This is a genomic window from Psychrobacter sp. UBA3483 (genome assembly GCF_002377905.1).
GTDB lineage: Bacteria > Pseudomonadota > Gammaproteobacteria > Pseudomonadales > Moraxellaceae > Psychrobacter.
In genome coordinates this window covers 12,198-29,104 of sequence record NZ_DFQS01000050.1, presented here as the reverse complement: position 1 = coordinate 29,104, position 16,907 = coordinate 12,198, and the positions used below count along the sequence as shown (strand labels likewise).

At 44.2% G+C, this 16,907-nt stretch carries 16 protein-coding genes; 10 read left to right on the top strand and 6 right to left on the bottom strand.

All coding sequences use genetic code 11. From position 1 onward, the window contains the following. Positions 1-20: 20 nt before the first annotated feature. The 3 genes from B2866_RS09105 to B2866_RS09095 all read left to right on the top strand — a co-directional run bounded on the left by B2866_RS09105 (position 21) and on the right by B2866_RS09095 (position 2,210). Positions 21-998, top strand: a complete 978-nt coding sequence (locus B2866_RS09105) for a chemotaxis protein CheB (RefSeq protein ID WP_296193133.1) — start codon at positions 21-23, stop codon at positions 996-998. After that, positions 995-1,498 carry a hypothetical protein gene (locus B2866_RS09100; protein ID WP_296193130.1) on the top strand — a complete coding sequence of 168 codons (504 nt, stop codon included), beginning with the start codon at positions 995-997 and terminating at the stop codon, positions 1,496-1,498. The genes B2866_RS09105 and B2866_RS09100 overlap by 4 nt, the downstream gene beginning before the upstream one ends. Positions 1,499-1,682: 184 nt before the next feature. Further along, positions 1,683-2,210 carry a cytochrome b gene (locus B2866_RS09095; protein ID WP_296193127.1) on the top strand — a complete coding sequence of 176 codons (528 nt, stop codon included), beginning with the start codon at positions 1,683-1,685 and terminating at the stop codon, positions 2,208-2,210. 110 nt (positions 2,211-2,320) lie between these two features. Here the strand turns inward: B2866_RS09095 and minE are convergent, their stop codons facing one another. The 5 genes from minE to B2866_RS09070 all read right to left on the bottom strand — a co-directional run bounded on the left by minE (position 2,321) and on the right by B2866_RS09070 (position 7,135). After that, positions 2,321-2,611, bottom strand: a complete 291-nt coding sequence (gene minE / locus B2866_RS09090; protein ID WP_200661789.1) for a cell division topological specificity factor MinE — start codon at positions 2,609-2,611, stop codon at positions 2,321-2,323. Between the two features lie 2 nt (positions 2,612-2,613). After that, positions 2,614-3,426 (bottom strand): septum site-determining protein MinD, encoded by an 813-nt coding sequence (gene minD / locus B2866_RS09085; RefSeq protein WP_286797042.1) that lies wholly within the window; start codon positions 3,424-3,426, stop codon positions 2,614-2,616. A 435-nt stretch (positions 3,427-3,861) separates the two neighbouring features. Beyond that, a complete protein-coding gene (minC, locus tag B2866_RS09080; protein ID WP_296193115.1) occupies positions 3,862-4,731 on the bottom strand; it encodes a septum site-determining protein MinC in 870 nt (289 codons plus the stop codon). Positions 4,732-4,870: 139 nt separating this feature from the next. Beyond that, positions 4,871-5,956 (bottom strand): hypothetical protein, encoded by a 1,086-nt coding sequence (locus B2866_RS09075; protein WP_313474216.1) that lies wholly within the window; start codon positions 5,954-5,956, stop codon positions 4,871-4,873. A gap of 210 nt (positions 5,957-6,166) precedes the next feature. Beyond that, positions 6,167-7,135 carry an acyltransferase gene (locus B2866_RS09070; RefSeq protein WP_296193111.1) on the bottom strand — a complete coding sequence of 323 codons (969 nt, stop codon included), beginning with the start codon at positions 7,133-7,135 and terminating at the stop codon, positions 6,167-6,169. A gap of 518 nt (positions 7,136-7,653) precedes the next feature. Between B2866_RS09070 and B2866_RS09065 the strand changes: the two genes are divergently transcribed. From B2866_RS09065 to B2866_RS09035, 7 genes are all read left to right on the top strand, one after another. Next, the gene (locus tag B2866_RS09065) at positions 7,654-8,307 is read left to right on the top strand and encodes an OmpA family protein (protein ID WP_296193108.1); all 654 of its coding nucleotides are present in this window, start codon (positions 7,654-7,656) and stop codon (positions 8,305-8,307) included. A 275-nt stretch (positions 8,308-8,582) separates the two neighbouring features. Then, a complete protein-coding gene (locus B2866_RS09060; RefSeq protein ID WP_296193103.1) occupies positions 8,583-10,037 on the top strand; it encodes an imelysin family protein in 1,455 nt (484 codons plus the stop codon). 437 nt (positions 10,038-10,474) lie between these two features. Further along, a complete protein-coding gene (locus tag B2866_RS09055) occupies positions 10,475-12,052 on the top strand; it encodes a di-heme oxidoredictase family protein (protein ID WP_409520843.1) in 1,578 nt (525 codons plus the stop codon). A gap of 100 nt (positions 12,053-12,152) precedes the next feature. After that, entirely contained in the window at positions 12,153-13,298 is a 1,146-nt protein-coding gene (locus tag B2866_RS09050; RefSeq protein WP_296193095.1) for an imelysin family protein, read from the top strand. Positions 13,299-13,301: 3 nt separating this feature from the next. Continuing rightward, complete coding sequence (locus B2866_RS09045; RefSeq protein ID WP_296193092.1) at positions 13,302-14,870, top strand: DUF1513 domain-containing protein; 1,569 nt, start codon at positions 13,302-13,304, stop codon at positions 14,868-14,870. 2 nt (positions 14,871-14,872) lie between these two features. Further along, complete coding sequence (locus tag B2866_RS09040) at positions 14,873-15,553, top strand: M48 family metallopeptidase (RefSeq protein WP_296193090.1); 681 nt, start codon at positions 14,873-14,875, stop codon at positions 15,551-15,553. Between the two features lie 80 nt (positions 15,554-15,633). Then, positions 15,634-16,239, top strand: coding sequence for a methyltransferase domain-containing protein (locus B2866_RS09035; RefSeq protein ID WP_296193087.1), 606 nt, complete (start codon positions 15,634-15,636; stop codon positions 16,237-16,239). On the opposite strand, the gene B2866_RS09030 is transcribed toward B2866_RS09035, so the two are convergent. Next, positions 16,217-16,888 carry a hypothetical protein gene (locus tag B2866_RS09030; RefSeq protein ID WP_296193084.1) on the bottom strand — a complete coding sequence of 224 codons (672 nt, stop codon included), beginning with the start codon at positions 16,886-16,888 and terminating at the stop codon, positions 16,217-16,219. The two genes, B2866_RS09035 and B2866_RS09030, sit on opposite strands and share 23 nt — an antisense overlap. Positions 16,889-16,907 lie beyond the last annotated feature (19 nt).

The following is a 16,907-nucleotide window of genomic DNA, read 5'->3' as shown; positions in this document are numbered from 1 at the left end:
ATGATATCAAGGTGCTGGTGGTGGCAGAAGATCATCATCAGCGCATGGCTTTTTCTGATACCGTGCGTAGTTGTGGTTTGCAGCTGGTTGACTGTGTGTCACGAGCGCAATTAAAAAGTAGGTTGAGCAGTTATACAGTGACGATTGATATTTGGCTCATAGACGGTGATTATGATGAGCATATGGCAACAGCGACCACCGCCGCTAAGCCTGCTGCAGTGTTAGTAGGTTTTAGTCAAGCGCCTTATCTTAATGAAGCCCAACAATATGCAAAATGGCAGCGCAAACTCAAGCGCAAGCTTGCACAAATGCTGGGGTTGCCGTTATTAAGTAAGACAGTAGATAGTCCTGCTTATAAGAATACGGCTTACCAAAATGAGCCTAACGATTGGCATTATGTGGTATTTTTAGGTGCTTCAATGGGCGGGCCTAGCGCGGTCAAAGAATTTTTAGATCATTTGTCACCCACCTTGCCTGTGAGTATTTTACTGGCTCATCATTTTAACCAAGCCATGATAGGCACGCTACCACGCATACTCAATCGCCATAATGACTGGCGCTGTCAGCTGATAACTTCCTCACAGCGTCTGCGCGGTGGGCAATGTCTCATTGTACCTATTGATAAGCAAATTGTTTGCGATTCAACTGGTCGTATCATCTTAATGGATCAGGGGTGGGAGGGCGATTATAAGCCCGCTATCGGTCAAATCTTGAAAAATACCAGTGATGTCTATGGCAGTGAGCTTATCAATATTATCTTCTCTGGGATGGGAAATGATGGTTCGCAGTATTTAAGCTTAATCCAAGATAATGACAGTCAATTGTGGGCACAAGACCCAAGCTCAAGCGCTTGTCCAAGTCAGCCGCAAGCCATTATTGATTCAGGTTATTGTCAGTTTGTCGGCAGCCCCAAAGCCTTAGCAGAAAAACTTACCCATTATATTGCTGAAAGGGCGATGCCCGCCTCTTCGGAGTCATTTATTGTGAGCAACATATGAAACAGATTCTAAAGCACTCATTTGAAGCCGTGAGCTTATTGACCACCAACAATGGTATGCTCGACGTGACGATTGTTCCAGCAGACGACCAACCGGATTGGCTTATCCCTAGTAGTTTGATTTTAAGTGTGGATGAGTATAGTGAACATACATGGACTTATGAATGGCAACAACAAGAAGTCGCTGTATTCCATCTACTGCCGCGCCATCAAACGCCGGACAAGATGCTTATCTTAGAAGGCAATACCACCGCTCATCGCATCGCGCTACAGACAGCAGGCGAGCTCCGCCAACTACAGGCGCGTATTTCTGATGTCAAAGATATCGATTTGCCTGAGCATTTCATTAAAACCGACAGCAAAATTGATACCGTTCAGCAGCGTGTCCAAGAAGATGTTGTGCTATCCTACCTTTTCCAAGCGGTGATGATTGATGATACGGTTTACTTGGTGCCAGATTTGGATAAAATTGCCCATCAATTGGTTGACTTAGATGGCTAATTTGCTCATGGTGACACTTTTTATCATGGACTTTAGTATTAGCTCTAAATAAGGTTATTAGCCTTGATCTGGGATAAATAGTTGTTATGCTTATTTGCCAGCCGTTAGCTTGTAATCAATGTCATCTGATTTGCATCAGTCAGCGCCAATAAGTACCGATGAATAGGAAGCGATAAAATATACTATGAATAATATCCATTCAAATCTGACAAAGTGGTCGGTTGCTAGTCGAATCTTTCATTGGGTTAGCGCCATATTATTACTGGTCACTTGGATCATGATACTGTTATATGACAATCTGGATAGTAAGGTCTATATCGGATTACACAAGGCTTTTGGGGTCAGTTTGTTGTTTTGGATGATAGCCCGCGTGATCAGCCGGCTGTTTACTAAAGCACCACCAGCGTTGGCAATGCCAAAATGGCAGATGCTGCTTGCACAATTATCACACTTTGCTTTATATGCCTTATTAATCGCGATGCCTGCCGCAGGGCTGCTGATGTCAGTGTATGGTGGCCGAGCCGTTGATATTTTTGGCTTATTTCAAATCCCTGTCTTTGTCACCCCCGATAGAGGGTTGGCACGGGTTTTTAATGACTGGCATACCGATATTTTGTGGCCGATGATTATCGTTTTTACCTTGATTCATATTGGCGCCGCGCTATATCATCAATTTATCAAAAAAGACAATATTATGGCGCGTATAAAATAACGACTTAAAAATGGGAAGAGCGCGTATAAAAAAGCCCTAAGTATGAAACTTAGGGCTTTTTTTGTGCCAGCATTTATCTAGCAAACGCTATAAATATAAAGTTATGCCGTTTACTTTTTATGTTCAGGTAAGCTGATATTCATCTCAAGCACATCGAGGCTGTCTTCAGAGCGATGGTTGATATTAACATCATCAATCTGTACGCCGTTGACGTATTTATTGACCACTTCTAGTATCTCACGTTTCATTTTTTCAATACGATCAGCGGTCAAACGGTTATTCAAGCGATTTTCACTTGCAACAATAACTTTTAAGCGCTCAGTTGCCATATTAGCACTGCCAGCACTGCTGCTGTCATCCGTACCAAATAGGCTACTCCAAAATCCTTTTTTCTTACTCATCATTAACCCCCAAACCAGCGCTGTAGTAGACTCTTTTTCTTCACATCAATATGACGTAATGGACGCTCTTCTCCTAAGAAACGGGCGACGATATCGTCATAACATTGACCAGCCACTGAATCGGTATAATGAATCACCGGCTCGCCATGGTTAGACGCTTCAAGCACTGAATGACTTTCAGGGACCACACCAAGTAACGGCACTTTTAAAATATCGTTAGAGATGGTATCGATATCCATCATCTCGTTAGCGGCCGCACGGTCGGCGTTGTAGCGGGTGATGATTAAATGCTCGCGTACCGTACCTTGATTTTCGATCACTTTTTTGGTTTGGCTTTGCAAGATACCAATGATACGGTCCGAGTCACGTACCGAAGAGATTTCAGGGTTGGTGACGATGATGGCTTCATCTGCATGATACATCGCTAGCTGAGCACCGCGTTCAATACCAGCAGGCGAGTCACAGATAATATAGTCAAACTGCTTTGACAACTCATCCATGACTTCTGCGACGCCGTCGTCTGTCAGGGCATCTTTATCACGGGTTTGACTGGCAGGCAGGATATATAAATTTTCTAGTTGCTTGTCTTTTACCAACGCTTGTGACAGGCGGGCATTGCCATTGATAACATCGACAAAGTCATAAACAATTCGATTTTCGCAGCCCATAATCAAGTCTAGATTACGTAAGCCTACATCAAAATCAATAACAACTGTCTTATAGCCACGTAATGCTAAACCGGCGGCAAAAGAAGCGCTGGTCGTGGTTTTGCCCACACCGCCTTTACCCGAAGTGATTACAACAATCTTCGCCACAATGGCACACTCCTATGAATTGATGGGATATTTATTAATTAAAACATTTTAGATGAAACAGTATAGATGTAAAGTAGCACAATTGCTCGGCGTTTACCTAGCCAAGATGTGCTATCTGCGAGCGTAAGCCTAGCATAAATATACAAAAACTTATAGCCAGTACGTATTTAAGCGCAAAAGCTGCCTACAGATAATGATTATATCAGCTAAATAGGGAGTCAAAACGCCCTCTATTATCTGTGCTCAACGCCCGCGTCTATAGTCTAGCGTAAATAGTGGCAGAGCTAACAATCCATCATAGCGCAGTTTTGTTAAGTAAACTTACTATAATATTAACCATACTATTTAAACGTCAATTTATCATTTATGCCCAAGTATACTCAAACTGATAATGATGAAATGACGCCTTTGAGTCCTCTAAAAAGCAAATAAAACCTAGGCGTTATCCATGACCGTAAACACCAAGCCTTCGCCTTCTAAATAACGCACTTCAACCGATTTATCAATCACGTGCTCGGGTAGGTTATCTCGTAAGCAATACGTGCCAGCAACTGAGACCAGAGAGGGGTTAAAGACTTGGCAGAAAATACGCGCATCTTTATCACCCGTTGCGCCTGCGACTAAACGACCTTGAGCGCGACCATAAACGTGCAGGTTATTGTCAGTAATGGCTTCAGCGCCACTATTGACACTGTTGGTCAAAATTAAATCGCCGCCGACGTGGTTGAGGCTTTGTCCCGAGCGCAGCATTTGATCGTAAATAAGGCTGGTAATATGCTCGGCGCTGATAAGCGTCTCTGCCGTTAAGGTGGTTTCAGTCGTTGCATTTACCTCGGCAGTGGCAGCAGCTTGTCTATTTACAGCTGAGCCAGTATTATCGGTAGTAGGGCTGACAGAATCGCTCACAGGTGTTGTTTGTGCGCTGTCATTAGAAGCTGCTACTTGACTTAACTGTGTAGTAGCTTTTTTACTGGGCAAAATACGCTCGATACGTTTGCCGTCCGCTGGAAATATCGCCAAGCGTAGCTTACATGCTTGCTCATCAAGCAAACCTGTGACCACGCCGATAGGCTGCAAACCCCACGACCAAAGCAGCTCTACTAATGCTGCTAAATCCTGCTCAACCTCACTGTCAATCAATACAGGGATATTGCTATTTTTATTACTCAGCGTGGTTTCAAGTTGGCTGCCAATCGCCGCAAAGTCATCGGTGCTAAAATGCACGCGTGAAAAGGTCAGCATTTTGCCATAAAATGCCAAAGCTGGTGAGTCAAGCACCTGCTGGTTGTCGTCTGAAATCGTCATAATATACATCCTCAAAAATGGTCGTGTTGCGGTGTTCAATGTGCCGTTTTTGCCTCGGCATATAGCATCAAAGTTTGGTTATTGAAAGTGCGACTATCAAAATTATGAGTATCAAAAAATCTGGTTTTTATTGAAAAAATTACAAATTAAGCATGTCTTGATGTTTCCATTGCTGAACTTTTATTTGAGCTTCAAATTCATCCAAACCATCGGCGATGATGCTTGAGATTAACGTATCAAGGGCGCTGTTGTCGGTATCGATTTGAGCAACGCCGCTGGCGATAGCAACCATTAACGCGTCAATACGTTCGGCATCAAGTAGGCGCTCGTTGAGTGCATATACCACGTTTTCGCCGATATTATGCCCCACATGTTGTAGCTGCGACTCAATTAACGTCCCAGCAATAGGTATCATACGCAGATAGCGGCGTAGCTCAGGCGTATTGGCCAATCCCTCTTTAATGGCATTGCCCATTTCGGTGGCGACAATAGTGCCGCCGCCCGATGATTCGGTCAGTGCTTGAAGTTTGGGCGCCAGCTCTTTACGCAGTAGCGATAGCACCGCCGCTTCAATCTCATTGCGATTGCGGGCAATGGTAGATTCGATAAAGGATTTATGAGTGTTAGGATCGGTCAGTTGCTGACGAAAAGTCTGAATAGTCGTTAAGATGACGCGGTCAGATAGCTCTTCTAACAGCAAATTAATATAAAAATTAATGCGATTAATCCACGGCTGCGGTAATACTTGATAACCTAGCTGATATAAGCGGCGCCCGATAACCACGGCACGAAATAGGCGCAGCGCGCGCAGCTGCGGAAAACAGCCTAACACTTCATACCAATGCACAAAAGGGAAAAAGAACCAGCGGTAATACACCTTTTCTTTAATAGCAACCGCCCAGCGCAAGAGTAGCTCGGCAATCAAGAATAGCGTAAAAAAACCGCCCGCTGTCCGTAACGAGTCATGAATATGGTTTTGATACCAGCTTAGTGGCTCGCTCATACTTAACCACTGCGCGGCATTACTACTAAAATTACTCATCAAGATAGCGTCAATACTGATTAAAAATAAATCGATACTGATGGCGATGAGCATCACGATATCATAGGTCAGCTTCAAGCGATTGGGCTTGGGACGATTCGGTCTTGGTGGCGGGCTGCTGTTTATGTCTGAGGACTGAATAGGCGCTGGTTTTATAGGCGCACGAGTAGAAGAGGCGGACACAGTCATACCTTATTAAGTAGTAAATGGCTTTGGTAGTGAGTAGTCTTTTGCCACTCACTACCAAATCAGTGGCGAGTTTTAATGGCTATTCACATTATCAATGAATCATGCCAAAAAACAAGCCATCAACCATTATAATTTGGTATTTTAGCCGTTATATTTTTATATAAAAATCCGCAATTTTTAATGTTGTTTTTTAATGACCCTTTTTCAATGACTTTGATGCGCCGCTTGCGGATGAGTCTCGAATTCCGCCAGCATCTGTGTGATACGTTTATCTTTTTGACGCCAAATTCCCTCGACCCACTCAAACATTTGCGCTTTAACGGTCTCATCGTTTTCGTAACCACCACCTTGAATACCAGCAAACAGCGCATCTGGTATGGCAATATGGCGGACATCGACGCCTAAGCGTTTGATATTGCCTTTCCATAAATCGCCGTAGGTTGGCACGCCGTCAGGGTAGACGATGGTCATATCTAAGATACCATCCATATCAGCGCCTAAGGCGTTAATCGCCAGCGACAAACCGCCAGCGCGCGGTTTTAATAGATGGGTATAGGGCGAGTTTTGTTTATCATGTTTTCCTTGGGTAAAGCGCGTGCCTTCTAAATAGTTCAATAAAGTAAACGGCTTATCCTTTAATAACGCACAAGCGCGCTTGGCTTCTTCGATATCCTTACCTTTTAGCGCTGGATTTTTAGCGACCGCCTCTTTAGAGTGACGACGCATCATTGGAAAATCTAAAAAGTAAAACGCCTGCCCAACGATAGGAATATAAATGAGCTCAAACTTGGTGAAAAAACGGGTTAGCGGTAAGCGCTTTTCACTAATGTATTGCACGATGCTGGTATCGACCCATGATTGATGATTGCTGACCAACAGGTATTTACCGTCCACATGCACATCGTCCGGCAGCTGAATACGCCAATCCTTACGCGGTAACATGGTATCAATCAAGGCGTTATTGCTACTAATCCAGTGCTCGGCAATTTTAATCACCGTCTTATCAGCGATAGGGGCACCCGTGATGATTTTACCAACGCCCATAAGCCATAATGGAATACTGCCACCAAAACTATTGGCAGCGATGACTCCGGCTGCTGTGGTAAGTGACATTGCTTTGCCAAGTTTTGGCGCGCGTTCGTGTATTTTTTGCATAGCAGCGTTCAAGCGCATGTCTTATTCCTTCCTATTTGCTTCATTAATCGTTTCATTACTATGGGTTAAGCCGTTTTTTTACATCATCTCAAAAAGACCACTGATTTTTCTCACCATTTTTAGCAGGTTAAAATCACATCTTACTTAGTAAGTTTTAGTCCCAATATTGGCCAAAACCTTATCTAAGTCCAGTCATTATTTGATTCTATAATGACTTGAAATATTTTTATCAGAAATTTTAGAAGATAATGTTAGCAGAAAATAATTAGAGTGTACGACTGTAAACGTGACTTGCGGTAACAAATAACACGCTTTTATAAACACTAGACTATATATATCTATGTATTTGTCATACATAGATGTGACAAAATATTACACACAAATAGGCGGTAATTGCCATAATGATAATAAGTGTGAATAAACAAATAAACAGGTTTGTTGACCCATATTCGTGACAAGCAATATCTATAAAAAAATTGTTTATTTATCGATACCCTATATTGATAGCCCATTTTTTCAACTTAAGAGGACATATTATGCGTAATACATTAATAGTTGCAGCATTAGCATCAGGCTTAGCATTGAGCGGCTGTACAACTGATCCAAATACTGGACAGCAACGTCTTAACAAAACTGCTATCGGTACGCTAGCAGGTGCAGCTGGTGGCGCGACTATCTCAAAAGCAACAGGCGGTAGTAAAACTGGTCGTGATGCTGCTATTGGTGCTGCATTGGGTGCAGGCGTAGGTTACTATATGGAGCGTCAAGCTAAGCAGCTTGAGCAGCAAATGGCGGGTACAGGTGTTACTGTAACCCCAAATGCAAACGGTAACATTGATTTGGTTATGCCAGGTAATATCACTTTTGCCTTTGACAGTGCTTCTTTAAATCCATCGTTTAGACCAACACTTGATAAGCTTGCAGCAACGATGAATGAGTATAACCAAAACACAGTTACGATTGCCGGTCATACTGACAGCGTAGGTAACCCATCTTATAACATGAACTTGTCACGCGATCGTGCCAACTCTGTAAGAAACTATCTGGTTAATCGCGGTGTAGCTGGTAACCGTATCAACGTGGTTGCTTATGGTCAGACTCGTCCAATCGCTGATAACAGCACGGATTATGGTCGTCAACAGAACCGCCGTGTTGAGCTAACCGTAAACGCGCCAAGCAGTGTTCGTTAATCGATACTGATATGTGAAATATCGAATAAAAAAGACCAACGTGGAGTTGGTCTTTTTTTTGCCTAAAATTTGTTCAATCTTCAAGAAATTATATTTGATAATAGTTATCAATAACATTATAATTCGCAGATGTTAAATTTTGCTCGTATTTAATAAAAACTTAAATTACAAGCGTTATTCCAAGCAATATTTTCGATCTATCTTGCGAGTTTTTTCTTCTAACGCTTTAAACTTCTACCTTGCTATTTTATTAGTGTATCTCATCGAGGACGTGTATGAATATCAGCCCAGCGACAAGCCGTAAAATTTTACCGACTACTTTAGCTGCTGCATTGGCAGGGATACTGCTAGTATCAGGATGTACCAAACAGTCTGATGAGACCACAGCGTCAGAGGCACAAACCGACGTCCAAGCAACCCAAAACAGCGATAACAAAACGTCTTCGGCTGCTGATCAGGCGCATATCGATCGATTGTTGATTAGCTATGCTGATATGGCGCACGCCGCCTATAAAGATTCTTTAGAAACGGCCAAACTTTTACAAACAGCAGTGAATACTTATGTAGACACGCCGACCCAAGCCAATCTTGACGCTGCAAAGGCTGCCTATAAAGCCGCGCGTCAGCCATATTCACAGACTGAAGTGTTTCGCTTCGACGAAGGCTTTGTGACCGCTGATGATAAACGCGCACTTGGTAGCGTTGATGGCTGGGAAGGACAGGTAAATGCTTGGCCGCTAGATGAAGCCTTGATTGACTATGTTAGTGACAGTTATGAGGGTGAATATAACAGTCAGGACAATATTATCAATAGCAAGAGCATCACGGTTGGTAGCATCAAGCAAGATACCAGCACCATTACGCCTGACTTGCTGGCTGAGATGAACGAGATTGGTGGTAGTGAGGCTAATGTCACTACCGGTTATCATGCGATTGAGTTTCTGCTGTGGGGACAGGATACCAATGGCGTTGGTGAAGGTGCAGGTAATCGTCCGGTGAGCGACTATATAACGACCGAGGGCGAATGTACCAGCGGCGATACGACAAACCCAGATGCGAGTATTTGCGAGCGCCGTGGACAGTATCTAAAAGCGGTTACCCAGTTATTGGTCGATGATTTGACCGCAATGGAAGCCCAGTGGCAACCTGATAGCGAAAACACCTTACGTAGCGATATGATGGCCCGTAAAGACAAAAACGGTCTGCGTCAAATCATGTATCAAATGGGCAGCTTAGCACTTGGTGAGCTGGCCTCTGAGCGTATACAAGTGGCGTTTGTCACTGGCTCTACCGAAGATGAGCATGAATGCTTTAGTGATTTGACCCATTTGAGCTATGCCAATAATGCCCGCGGTATTCAAAATATCTTTAATGGCAGCTATAAAACCGTCGCTGGCAAGACAGTAGGTGGTTATGGACTAAAGAATTATCTTGTCGATACCGGCAATAAAGAAGCGGCCGATAAACTTGCGACTGATTTTGCTAACGTAGAAGCGGCGTTTAAAGTCATCGTTGAAAAAGCTGAGAAAGAAGGCATCAAGGTCGATCAGATGATTGCAACGGTGGGTCAAGCCAGCAAGCACGGTATTGCTGCTGAAGAGCAAAACAAACGCCGCGGTTGGATTGAAAGCAGTATCACAAGCTTACAACAGCTGACCGATGGTATTGAAAATGCAGCAAAAGCCGTTGGTATTGATAATTTAGACGCTGATGCGGGTTCACAGTTTTAAAAAGGCGCTTATTTAAAAGAGCGCTTATTTAAAAGGACATCTATTTAAAATGGTGCTTTTGGCTTTAATTTAGGAAGCTTTCATTGCCTGTATCTGTGTGCCTGATGAGTCGTTATCAGTGAATGAGAATTATTTTCACAGAAAAATAATTTGGGTATAATATACACGCTGTCGATCGCTGTTGGCAGCGTGTTTTTTTTAACGCAATAGCATAAACAAAGATGTCAGGCGCCGCGATTATTTATCGACGTGACATAATGATCGGCTAGAAATACTTATCGAATAGAAGTGAAAAAATTATAGCACGTGTTTTTAATGGTTCTATACCAGAACTAAGGTTCCCTATGAGTAGCAGTAATGTGTCAACAGCCAAACAATCTACCGCGTTTTATTCCCCTTTAATATTTAAAAATTCGCTATTAAAGCTATCGCTAGGAATGGCCTGTGCGCTCTCATTAAGTGCCTGCCAGCCATCTCCAAATGACGACGTCGTTACTAAAGACGATAATAAAGCTCAAGACAGTAGCCATTTGCAAAATATAACTTCTGAGCGTGCTCAAACGATTGAAACACTAGCAGGCGTGCCGATGCAGCAGCTTGCAAGCTTTGATGCGCAAGAAATCAAACAAGGTGGCGATACAGGCATTAGTATTACCACGAGCGAAAGCTACTCTAAACCTTCCTCAAATATCGCCGCCTCGCGTAAAGGGTCTTTCTTTATCGGCAATGCATTTTTTAGGCAACCTTGGGTGGTCGCGCCGGCGAGTACCGATAGCCGTGATGGGCTTGGTGCCTTATTTAACGTCGCTGCCTGTCAATCTTGTCATATCAAAGACGGTCGCGGTCATGCGCCGATGAGCGCTGATGACGATGCCGACAGCTTGCTGATTCGCCTTGCTATGCCGGCGACTACCGATGAGCAGCGTCAAAAACTGAAAGATTCCTTGATTGAAAAAGTCGTCCATCCTATGTATGGCGGTCAGCTGCAAGATCGCGGTGTGCAAGGCGTCCCTGCTGAAGCTCGAATTGTAGTACAGTGGACTGATAAACCCGTTACTTTTGCTGATGGTTATGTCGAGACCTTGCGCGCGCCAACCTTCAATCTGACCAAACCCGGTTATGGTCCATTTGATGCTGAGCTGATGGTGTCGCCGCGTGTTGCCTTGCCAATGATTGGGCTTGGGCTACTCGAGCAGATTCCCGATGACGACATTAAAAAGCAAGCAAGCAAGGCAAGCAAGGCAAATGAGGCTAATAGCGATATTAGCGGTAAATTTAATATGGTGATGGATCCGCAAACGGGTAAGGTGGCATTAGGACGCTTTGGCTGGAAAGCGGGTCAAACCAAGCTGATTACTCAAAACCAAAGTGCGTTTAATGAGGATATGGGGCTGACCTCAAATATCCGTCCCCATGAATCGTGTATGCCAGCGCAGACCGCTTGTGTGAATGCAGTGACAGGTGCTGATGAGCAAGGTAATGGTAAGCCGCCTGTCGAAGTCAATGATGAAGTGGCAAAGTTCGTCGAATTTTATACCCGTAATCTAGCGGTGCCACATCGCCGTAATGCCGAAGACAAGCTGGTATTGGCAGGCAAAAAACGCTTTTATGATATGGGCTGTCAAAGCTGTCATACGCCACGTTATCAGTTGCCAAAGACCGACGATGACCATCTTGAGCAGCACGGACAAGTGATTTATCCTTATACGGATTTATTATTGCACGATATGGGTAATGATCTTGCTGATCGTACCATTGCGGGTAAGCTGCCATCAAAAGACTTACAGGTTGAGTTTTTAGCCAACTCTTATGAGTGGCGTACGCCTGCTTTGTGGGGCATTGGCCTTGCGCAAACGGTCGATCCACAAGCAACGTTTTTACATGATGGGCGCGCGCGTACTTTAATGGAAGCGGTACTTTGGCATGGCGGCGAAGCAGAAAAGCAGAAGCAAAAAGTGCTTAAGCTTGATAAACAAGGACGCAATGAGTTGAATGCCTTCTTAAAATCATTATAAAAATAAGCGTATAAACTTTAAGAGCGATGGTCATTCAACGTAAGAAATACAAAGTTAAATAATTACTTATAGCAATATTCATCCAAATACTGAGAAATCTATGAAAATAAACCCTGCTTTAGCAATGGCATTATCAGCACTAAGTGCTGGTATTCTAATCAGCTGCGTCAAACCTGCGGAAGAAAGTAAAGCACCAGAGGTAGACAGCCAAGTCGCCCAAGAAAGTGCTACTTCTACTACTCCTGACAAAAAAGACAATAATGCTGAAAAGATTAGCGCTGTTGATATTAGTCCTGATACCGAAAAAACCTATCTGACCCACGTGGCAAATGACATGGTTATTCCAGCCTATGCAGATGCCGCAAAGCAGAGTGATTTATTGCATGATTTGGCACAAAAGCATTGTCAGCAAGCGCCAGTGAGCGGTGATAAATTACAAGAACTGCGCGATCAATGGTTGGTGCTCGCACAAGCTTGGGCAGGCGCTGAGATGGTTAACTTTGGGCCAGCGACGGCGAGCATGAGTAACTTATATATCAATTACTATCCTGATGAGCGCGGACTGGTACACAGCGGGGTTGCTGATTTGATTGCCGCCAATCCCAAGCTTACCGCCGAGCAGTTGGCGAATGAGAGCGCCATCGTCCAAGGCGTGCCAGGCTTAGAAGAAGTGCTGTATGCCAATGATAGTCTGGATGCTGGGCAGTGCGCTTATGTGATGAGCGCGAGCAGTGCTTTGAGCACACGCTTAAAAGATATCGAGAAAAACTGGCAGCAAAATGCCACTGATTTACTAGCAATAGATAAAACCGCCGAGAGCGATCGAGGTTTAAACCAATGGTTTAACTCGTTGCTGTCATTGGTTGAGACGATGAAATCTAACGCTATCGACCAGCCATTGGGTTTGACAGGCAAAGCAAAAGGTCATCTGCCAGCTGCAACCGCTGGACAAAGCCGTGCGATTATCAATGCTAAATTGGCGACCTTAAATAAAGCAATGACTGACCCTGTCTTGACCGCTATTCTTGGTGGCAATAATGAAAATGCAGTGGCGGATAATCTATCAACCGCGCTTGCTGATACCACGACGTTACTGGCACAAATGCCAGAAGATTTGGCGACTGCTGATAAAGCGACGCAGCAAGAACTACTTGATCATCTCACGACCATTACGCGCATTATTAAGCGTCAATTGATTCCAACCCTTGGTCTGCGCGTTGGCTTTAATAGCACCGATGGCGATTAAGAAATGCACTCTCTCGATACTAAAACGGCAGGTAAATCACAAGAGCAGCAGCCTAATAATGAGCTGCTAGTAACATCCGCATTGACCACGCTTTCTGCTGTCATAGGTACAGCCGCGCTGGTCGGTATCCATCATCGTTTTCGTAAGCAGCAGCAACCTGATGCTAGCTTATGGGATTATGTAGCAGGTATGCGCTCGCAGTTGCAGTTGATAAACTCAACACCAAAACGCAAGCTCGTGCAATTTTGCCACGCTTGTCAGCAAGCGGCAATAGCATGGCAACAGGCTTATCGTTTACCGATACAGGGTAAGCAAACCCCCAATCATAATAGCCTAGCTGATTTTAGCGCTGCACATACCACCACGCTACTGCCGCGCACAGTCTGCTGGGTGAGTGGCGTGGCGTCTATGCCAAAAAGCATTTCAGCAAATAATGATAGCGCTGATGCCAGCCATAATGAGCATGACTTCGGTGTGGTTGGTATCGACGCCGATAGACAAATTGTTTGGCAAACCACTATGTCAGAACGTGTGCATGATATTGTCGTCCAGCCGATTTTCGACAGACAAAACTTATCTGCTGCAACCAAGCAAACACGCGACGTGGTGGTGATGGGTCGGCGCCCGAGCGAAAGGTTTTGGATATTAGATACGGCAACTGGGCAAGTAAAGTTTGCTATTAAAGCGTCTACGCATCGTCATTTTTATGGCCATGCTTGTTATAGCCTAGATGGTAAGCTGCTCTATGTGACCGAAAATGACACCATAAGCTTAGACGGTAAAATCGGTATTTATAATGCTCATGATGATTATAAAAAACTAGCAGAGTATGACTCGCATGGTATCGGCCCGCATGAGCTGATTATGCATCCTGATGGCGAGACGTTAGTGATTGCGAATGGTGGTATCAAAACCGAGCAGGCGTCGCGTGAAGAGCTTAATTTAGATACGATGCGACCCTCATTGGTTTACCTCAATCGTCATACTGGCGATTTGCTTGAGCAGATCATGCCTGAGTACAATCAGATGAGCGTGCGTCATCTCGCCATGCATGACGATGGAACGGTGATGATAGGCATTCAGTTTCAAGGTGAAAAGCATATCAATGTCCCGTTAGTATTGACCCATAAACGCGGTGAGTCTGATTTTAAAGCACTGATGATGCCCAATAATCAGTGGCAACGTTTCCACCAATATATCGCCAGTGTGGCAGTTGATAGTGAGCGTAACCTATTATGTGTGACCACACCAATAGGCGGCTGTGCGGCGATTTTTGACTTAAATACTCGTGCATTGATTGATGATGTTAGCCTGCCAGATTGTGCGGGAGCAGCAGTGTTGCCAAATCAGCATATTGATAAAGCAGGCGATAACAATACCAACACCAATGCCAATGTTAAAGCTAATGCGCACTCAGGTTTTATCGTTAGTGATGGCCAAGGTCAGTTAACCGCCTTAACTGTTAATAACCTGGCAGCTGCTGAACTTGCTACTATAGATCAAGGTGAGCGTATTTTTATCAACAGAAAATATCATATGATGTCGTTTGATAATCACTTGCAAGCGCTCTGAATATGAATATGCCGTCACAGTATCATTCGCCTTTATTAAACAGCGCTATACATTGTTTGGCACAAGCGGATATTGAGCTACATATTAGTAAAAAGCGTGTTAAAAATATCAATTTCCGCTTAAAACCGCATAAATTAATGGTCTCTATACCAACCTCTCTTAGCTCAGCGCAAACTGCCCAGGCGATAGAAAAACGTGTGCCTTGGGCAATCGCCAATCACGCGCACGTATTAGAACGCTATAAACGTCAGCAAATCCCATCACAGCAATCTATAAAAGAATCTTCAACTGCCGATAGCACACTGCTATTGTGGGGCTTAGAGCAATCATTCACCTTAAACCACGATGAAAAAATTGCCTACTATCGGCAGCATCTCTCCGAAGTACTACCGGTATTGTTTAACAAATGGCAACCGATTGTCGGCGCTTATGCTAATGAGATACGTATAAAGAAAATGCATACGCGTTGGGGCAGTTGTAATACTCGCGCCCGGCGGATTTGGTTATCTGTCTATCTGCCCGCTTATCCTATCGAATGCACCGAATACGTCATCGTCCATGAGCTTTGCCATCTGCATCATGCCAATCATAGCCGCGCTTTTTGGCAAACGGTGGCGACGGTAATGCCCGATTACCAGTATTGGCATAATATGCTGGCAGGTAAAACAGGGCAGCTAGATTAAAGTACAACCTACTGCTAAATAACCAGATGTCATGTCTTAATCTGCTAAGATAAGGTTTTTTATCGAAACAAGGATGTGCTATGGAAAACGTCAATCAAGCGCAGTTTTGGCAGCAGCGTTATGAGCGAGACAGTATCGGCTGGGATATGGGGCAGGTGTCACCACCGCTCAAAGCTTATATTGACCAGTTGCCTGAAACTGCTAAAGAGCAAGCGATTTTAGTACCAGGCGCGGGCAATGCTTATGAGGTCGGTTATCTACATGAGCAAGGGTTTACCAATGTCACCTTGGTTGATTTTGCCCCTGCGCCGATTGAGGCTTTCGCAGAGCGCTATCCCAACTTTCCAGCAGAGCATTTGGTCTGTGCTGATTTTTTTGCGTTATCGACAGCGCAATATCAGTTTGATTGGGTGCTTGAGCAGACGTTTTTTTGTGCCATAAATCCTGCGCGCCGTGATGAATATGTCAAGAAAATGGCCGCATTATTGAAACCGAATGGTAAGCTGGTTGGGCTGCTGTTTGATAAGGATTTCGGACGAGAGGAACCGCCGTTTGGCGGCACGAAAGCTGAATACCAGCAGCGTTTTGCACCCTATTTCGATATTGAGATTATGGAAACGAGCTATAACTCGCATCCTGCGCGGCAGGGCAGTGAGCTGTTTATTAAGATGCGCGTAAAATCTTAATCTCACGCTTGATGTTTTGCCGAGCTTGCGTTTCTAACCGCGTAGAGTAATAATCCGTCAGATAAAGTGTTGGGTGCGCTAATAATCCTTTTAATACTGCCATGCGCCCAACGCGATAATCTATGGTTGAGACATGCGCGTACTCTTGCCGAACTGCTTGTGCATACTGCTCATACTCAAGCCAACATGCCCCTAAAATACTTAAGTCCATATCTAGTAAATAAGCGGCATCAAAGTTCTTTCGAGCGTTTGAGCACTCAGCAAGTCTATGATTAGCCGTCATCATAATGAGCTCGTAAATATATTGGCACTGCGCTGCCGATAAATAAGGGCGTAGCGCCTCTACGGCATATTCTCCACTTTTCAGCTCATTATCTGAGCGCGTCGGATCATATATCACGTCATGATAAAACAGTGCCAATGCGATAATATGCAGCTCATTTAAATGATGCTTAATCTGTTCAAACTGCGCAAATAATTGCCAAATATGCTGCAAGCTATGATAAGCGCGCTGGCTTTCGTTATAGCGCACAGCGATATCTTGCCAAAGTGTTTTTAATATTGCTGGCTCGATAGCGTTATTAATAGCCGTTAAATGCCACTCGAAAATCGTCCCAAGCTCAGTTTCTAGTTGTGACAACCCGTCCATATTTAGCCTTTATTTAATG

Coding starts and splice junctions, on each gene's coding strand:
- B2866_RS09100 (WP_296193130.1), top strand. CDS start 995: ATGAAACAGATTCTAAAGCACTCATTTGAAGCCGTGAGCTTATTGACC.
- B2866_RS09095 (WP_296193127.1), top strand. CDS start 1,683: ATGAATAATATCCATTCAAATCTGACAAAGTGGTCGGTTGCTAGTCGA.
- minE (WP_200661789.1), bottom strand. CDS start 2,611: ATGAGTAAGAAAAAAGGATTTTGGAGTAGCCTATTTGGTACGGATGAC.
- minC (WP_296193115.1), bottom strand. CDS start 4,731: ATGACGATTTCAGACGACAACCAGCAGGTGCTTGACTCACCAGCTTTG.
- B2866_RS09070 (WP_296193111.1), bottom strand. CDS start 7,135: ATGCGCTTGAACGCTGCTATGCAAAAAATACACGAACGCGCGCCAAAA.
- B2866_RS09065 (WP_296193108.1), top strand. CDS start 7,654: ATGCGTAATACATTAATAGTTGCAGCATTAGCATCAGGCTTAGCATTG.
- B2866_RS09060 (WP_296193103.1), top strand. CDS start 8,583: ATGAATATCAGCCCAGCGACAAGCCGTAAAATTTTACCGACTACTTTA.
- B2866_RS09055 (WP_409520843.1), top strand. CDS start 10,475: ATGGCCTGTGCGCTCTCATTAAGTGCCTGCCAGCCATCTCCAAATGAC.
- B2866_RS09050 (WP_296193095.1), top strand. CDS start 12,153: ATGAAAATAAACCCTGCTTTAGCAATGGCATTATCAGCACTAAGTGCT.
- B2866_RS09045 (WP_296193092.1), top strand. CDS start 13,302: ATGCACTCTCTCGATACTAAAACGGCAGGTAAATCACAAGAGCAGCAG.
- B2866_RS09040 (WP_296193090.1), top strand. CDS start 14,873: ATGAATATGCCGTCACAGTATCATTCGCCTTTATTAAACAGCGCTATA.
- B2866_RS09035 (WP_296193087.1), top strand. CDS start 15,634: ATGGAAAACGTCAATCAAGCGCAGTTTTGGCAGCAGCGTTATGAGCGA.
- B2866_RS09030 (WP_296193084.1), bottom strand. CDS start 16,888: ATGGACGGGTTGTCACAACTAGAAACTGAGCTTGGGACGATTTTCGAG.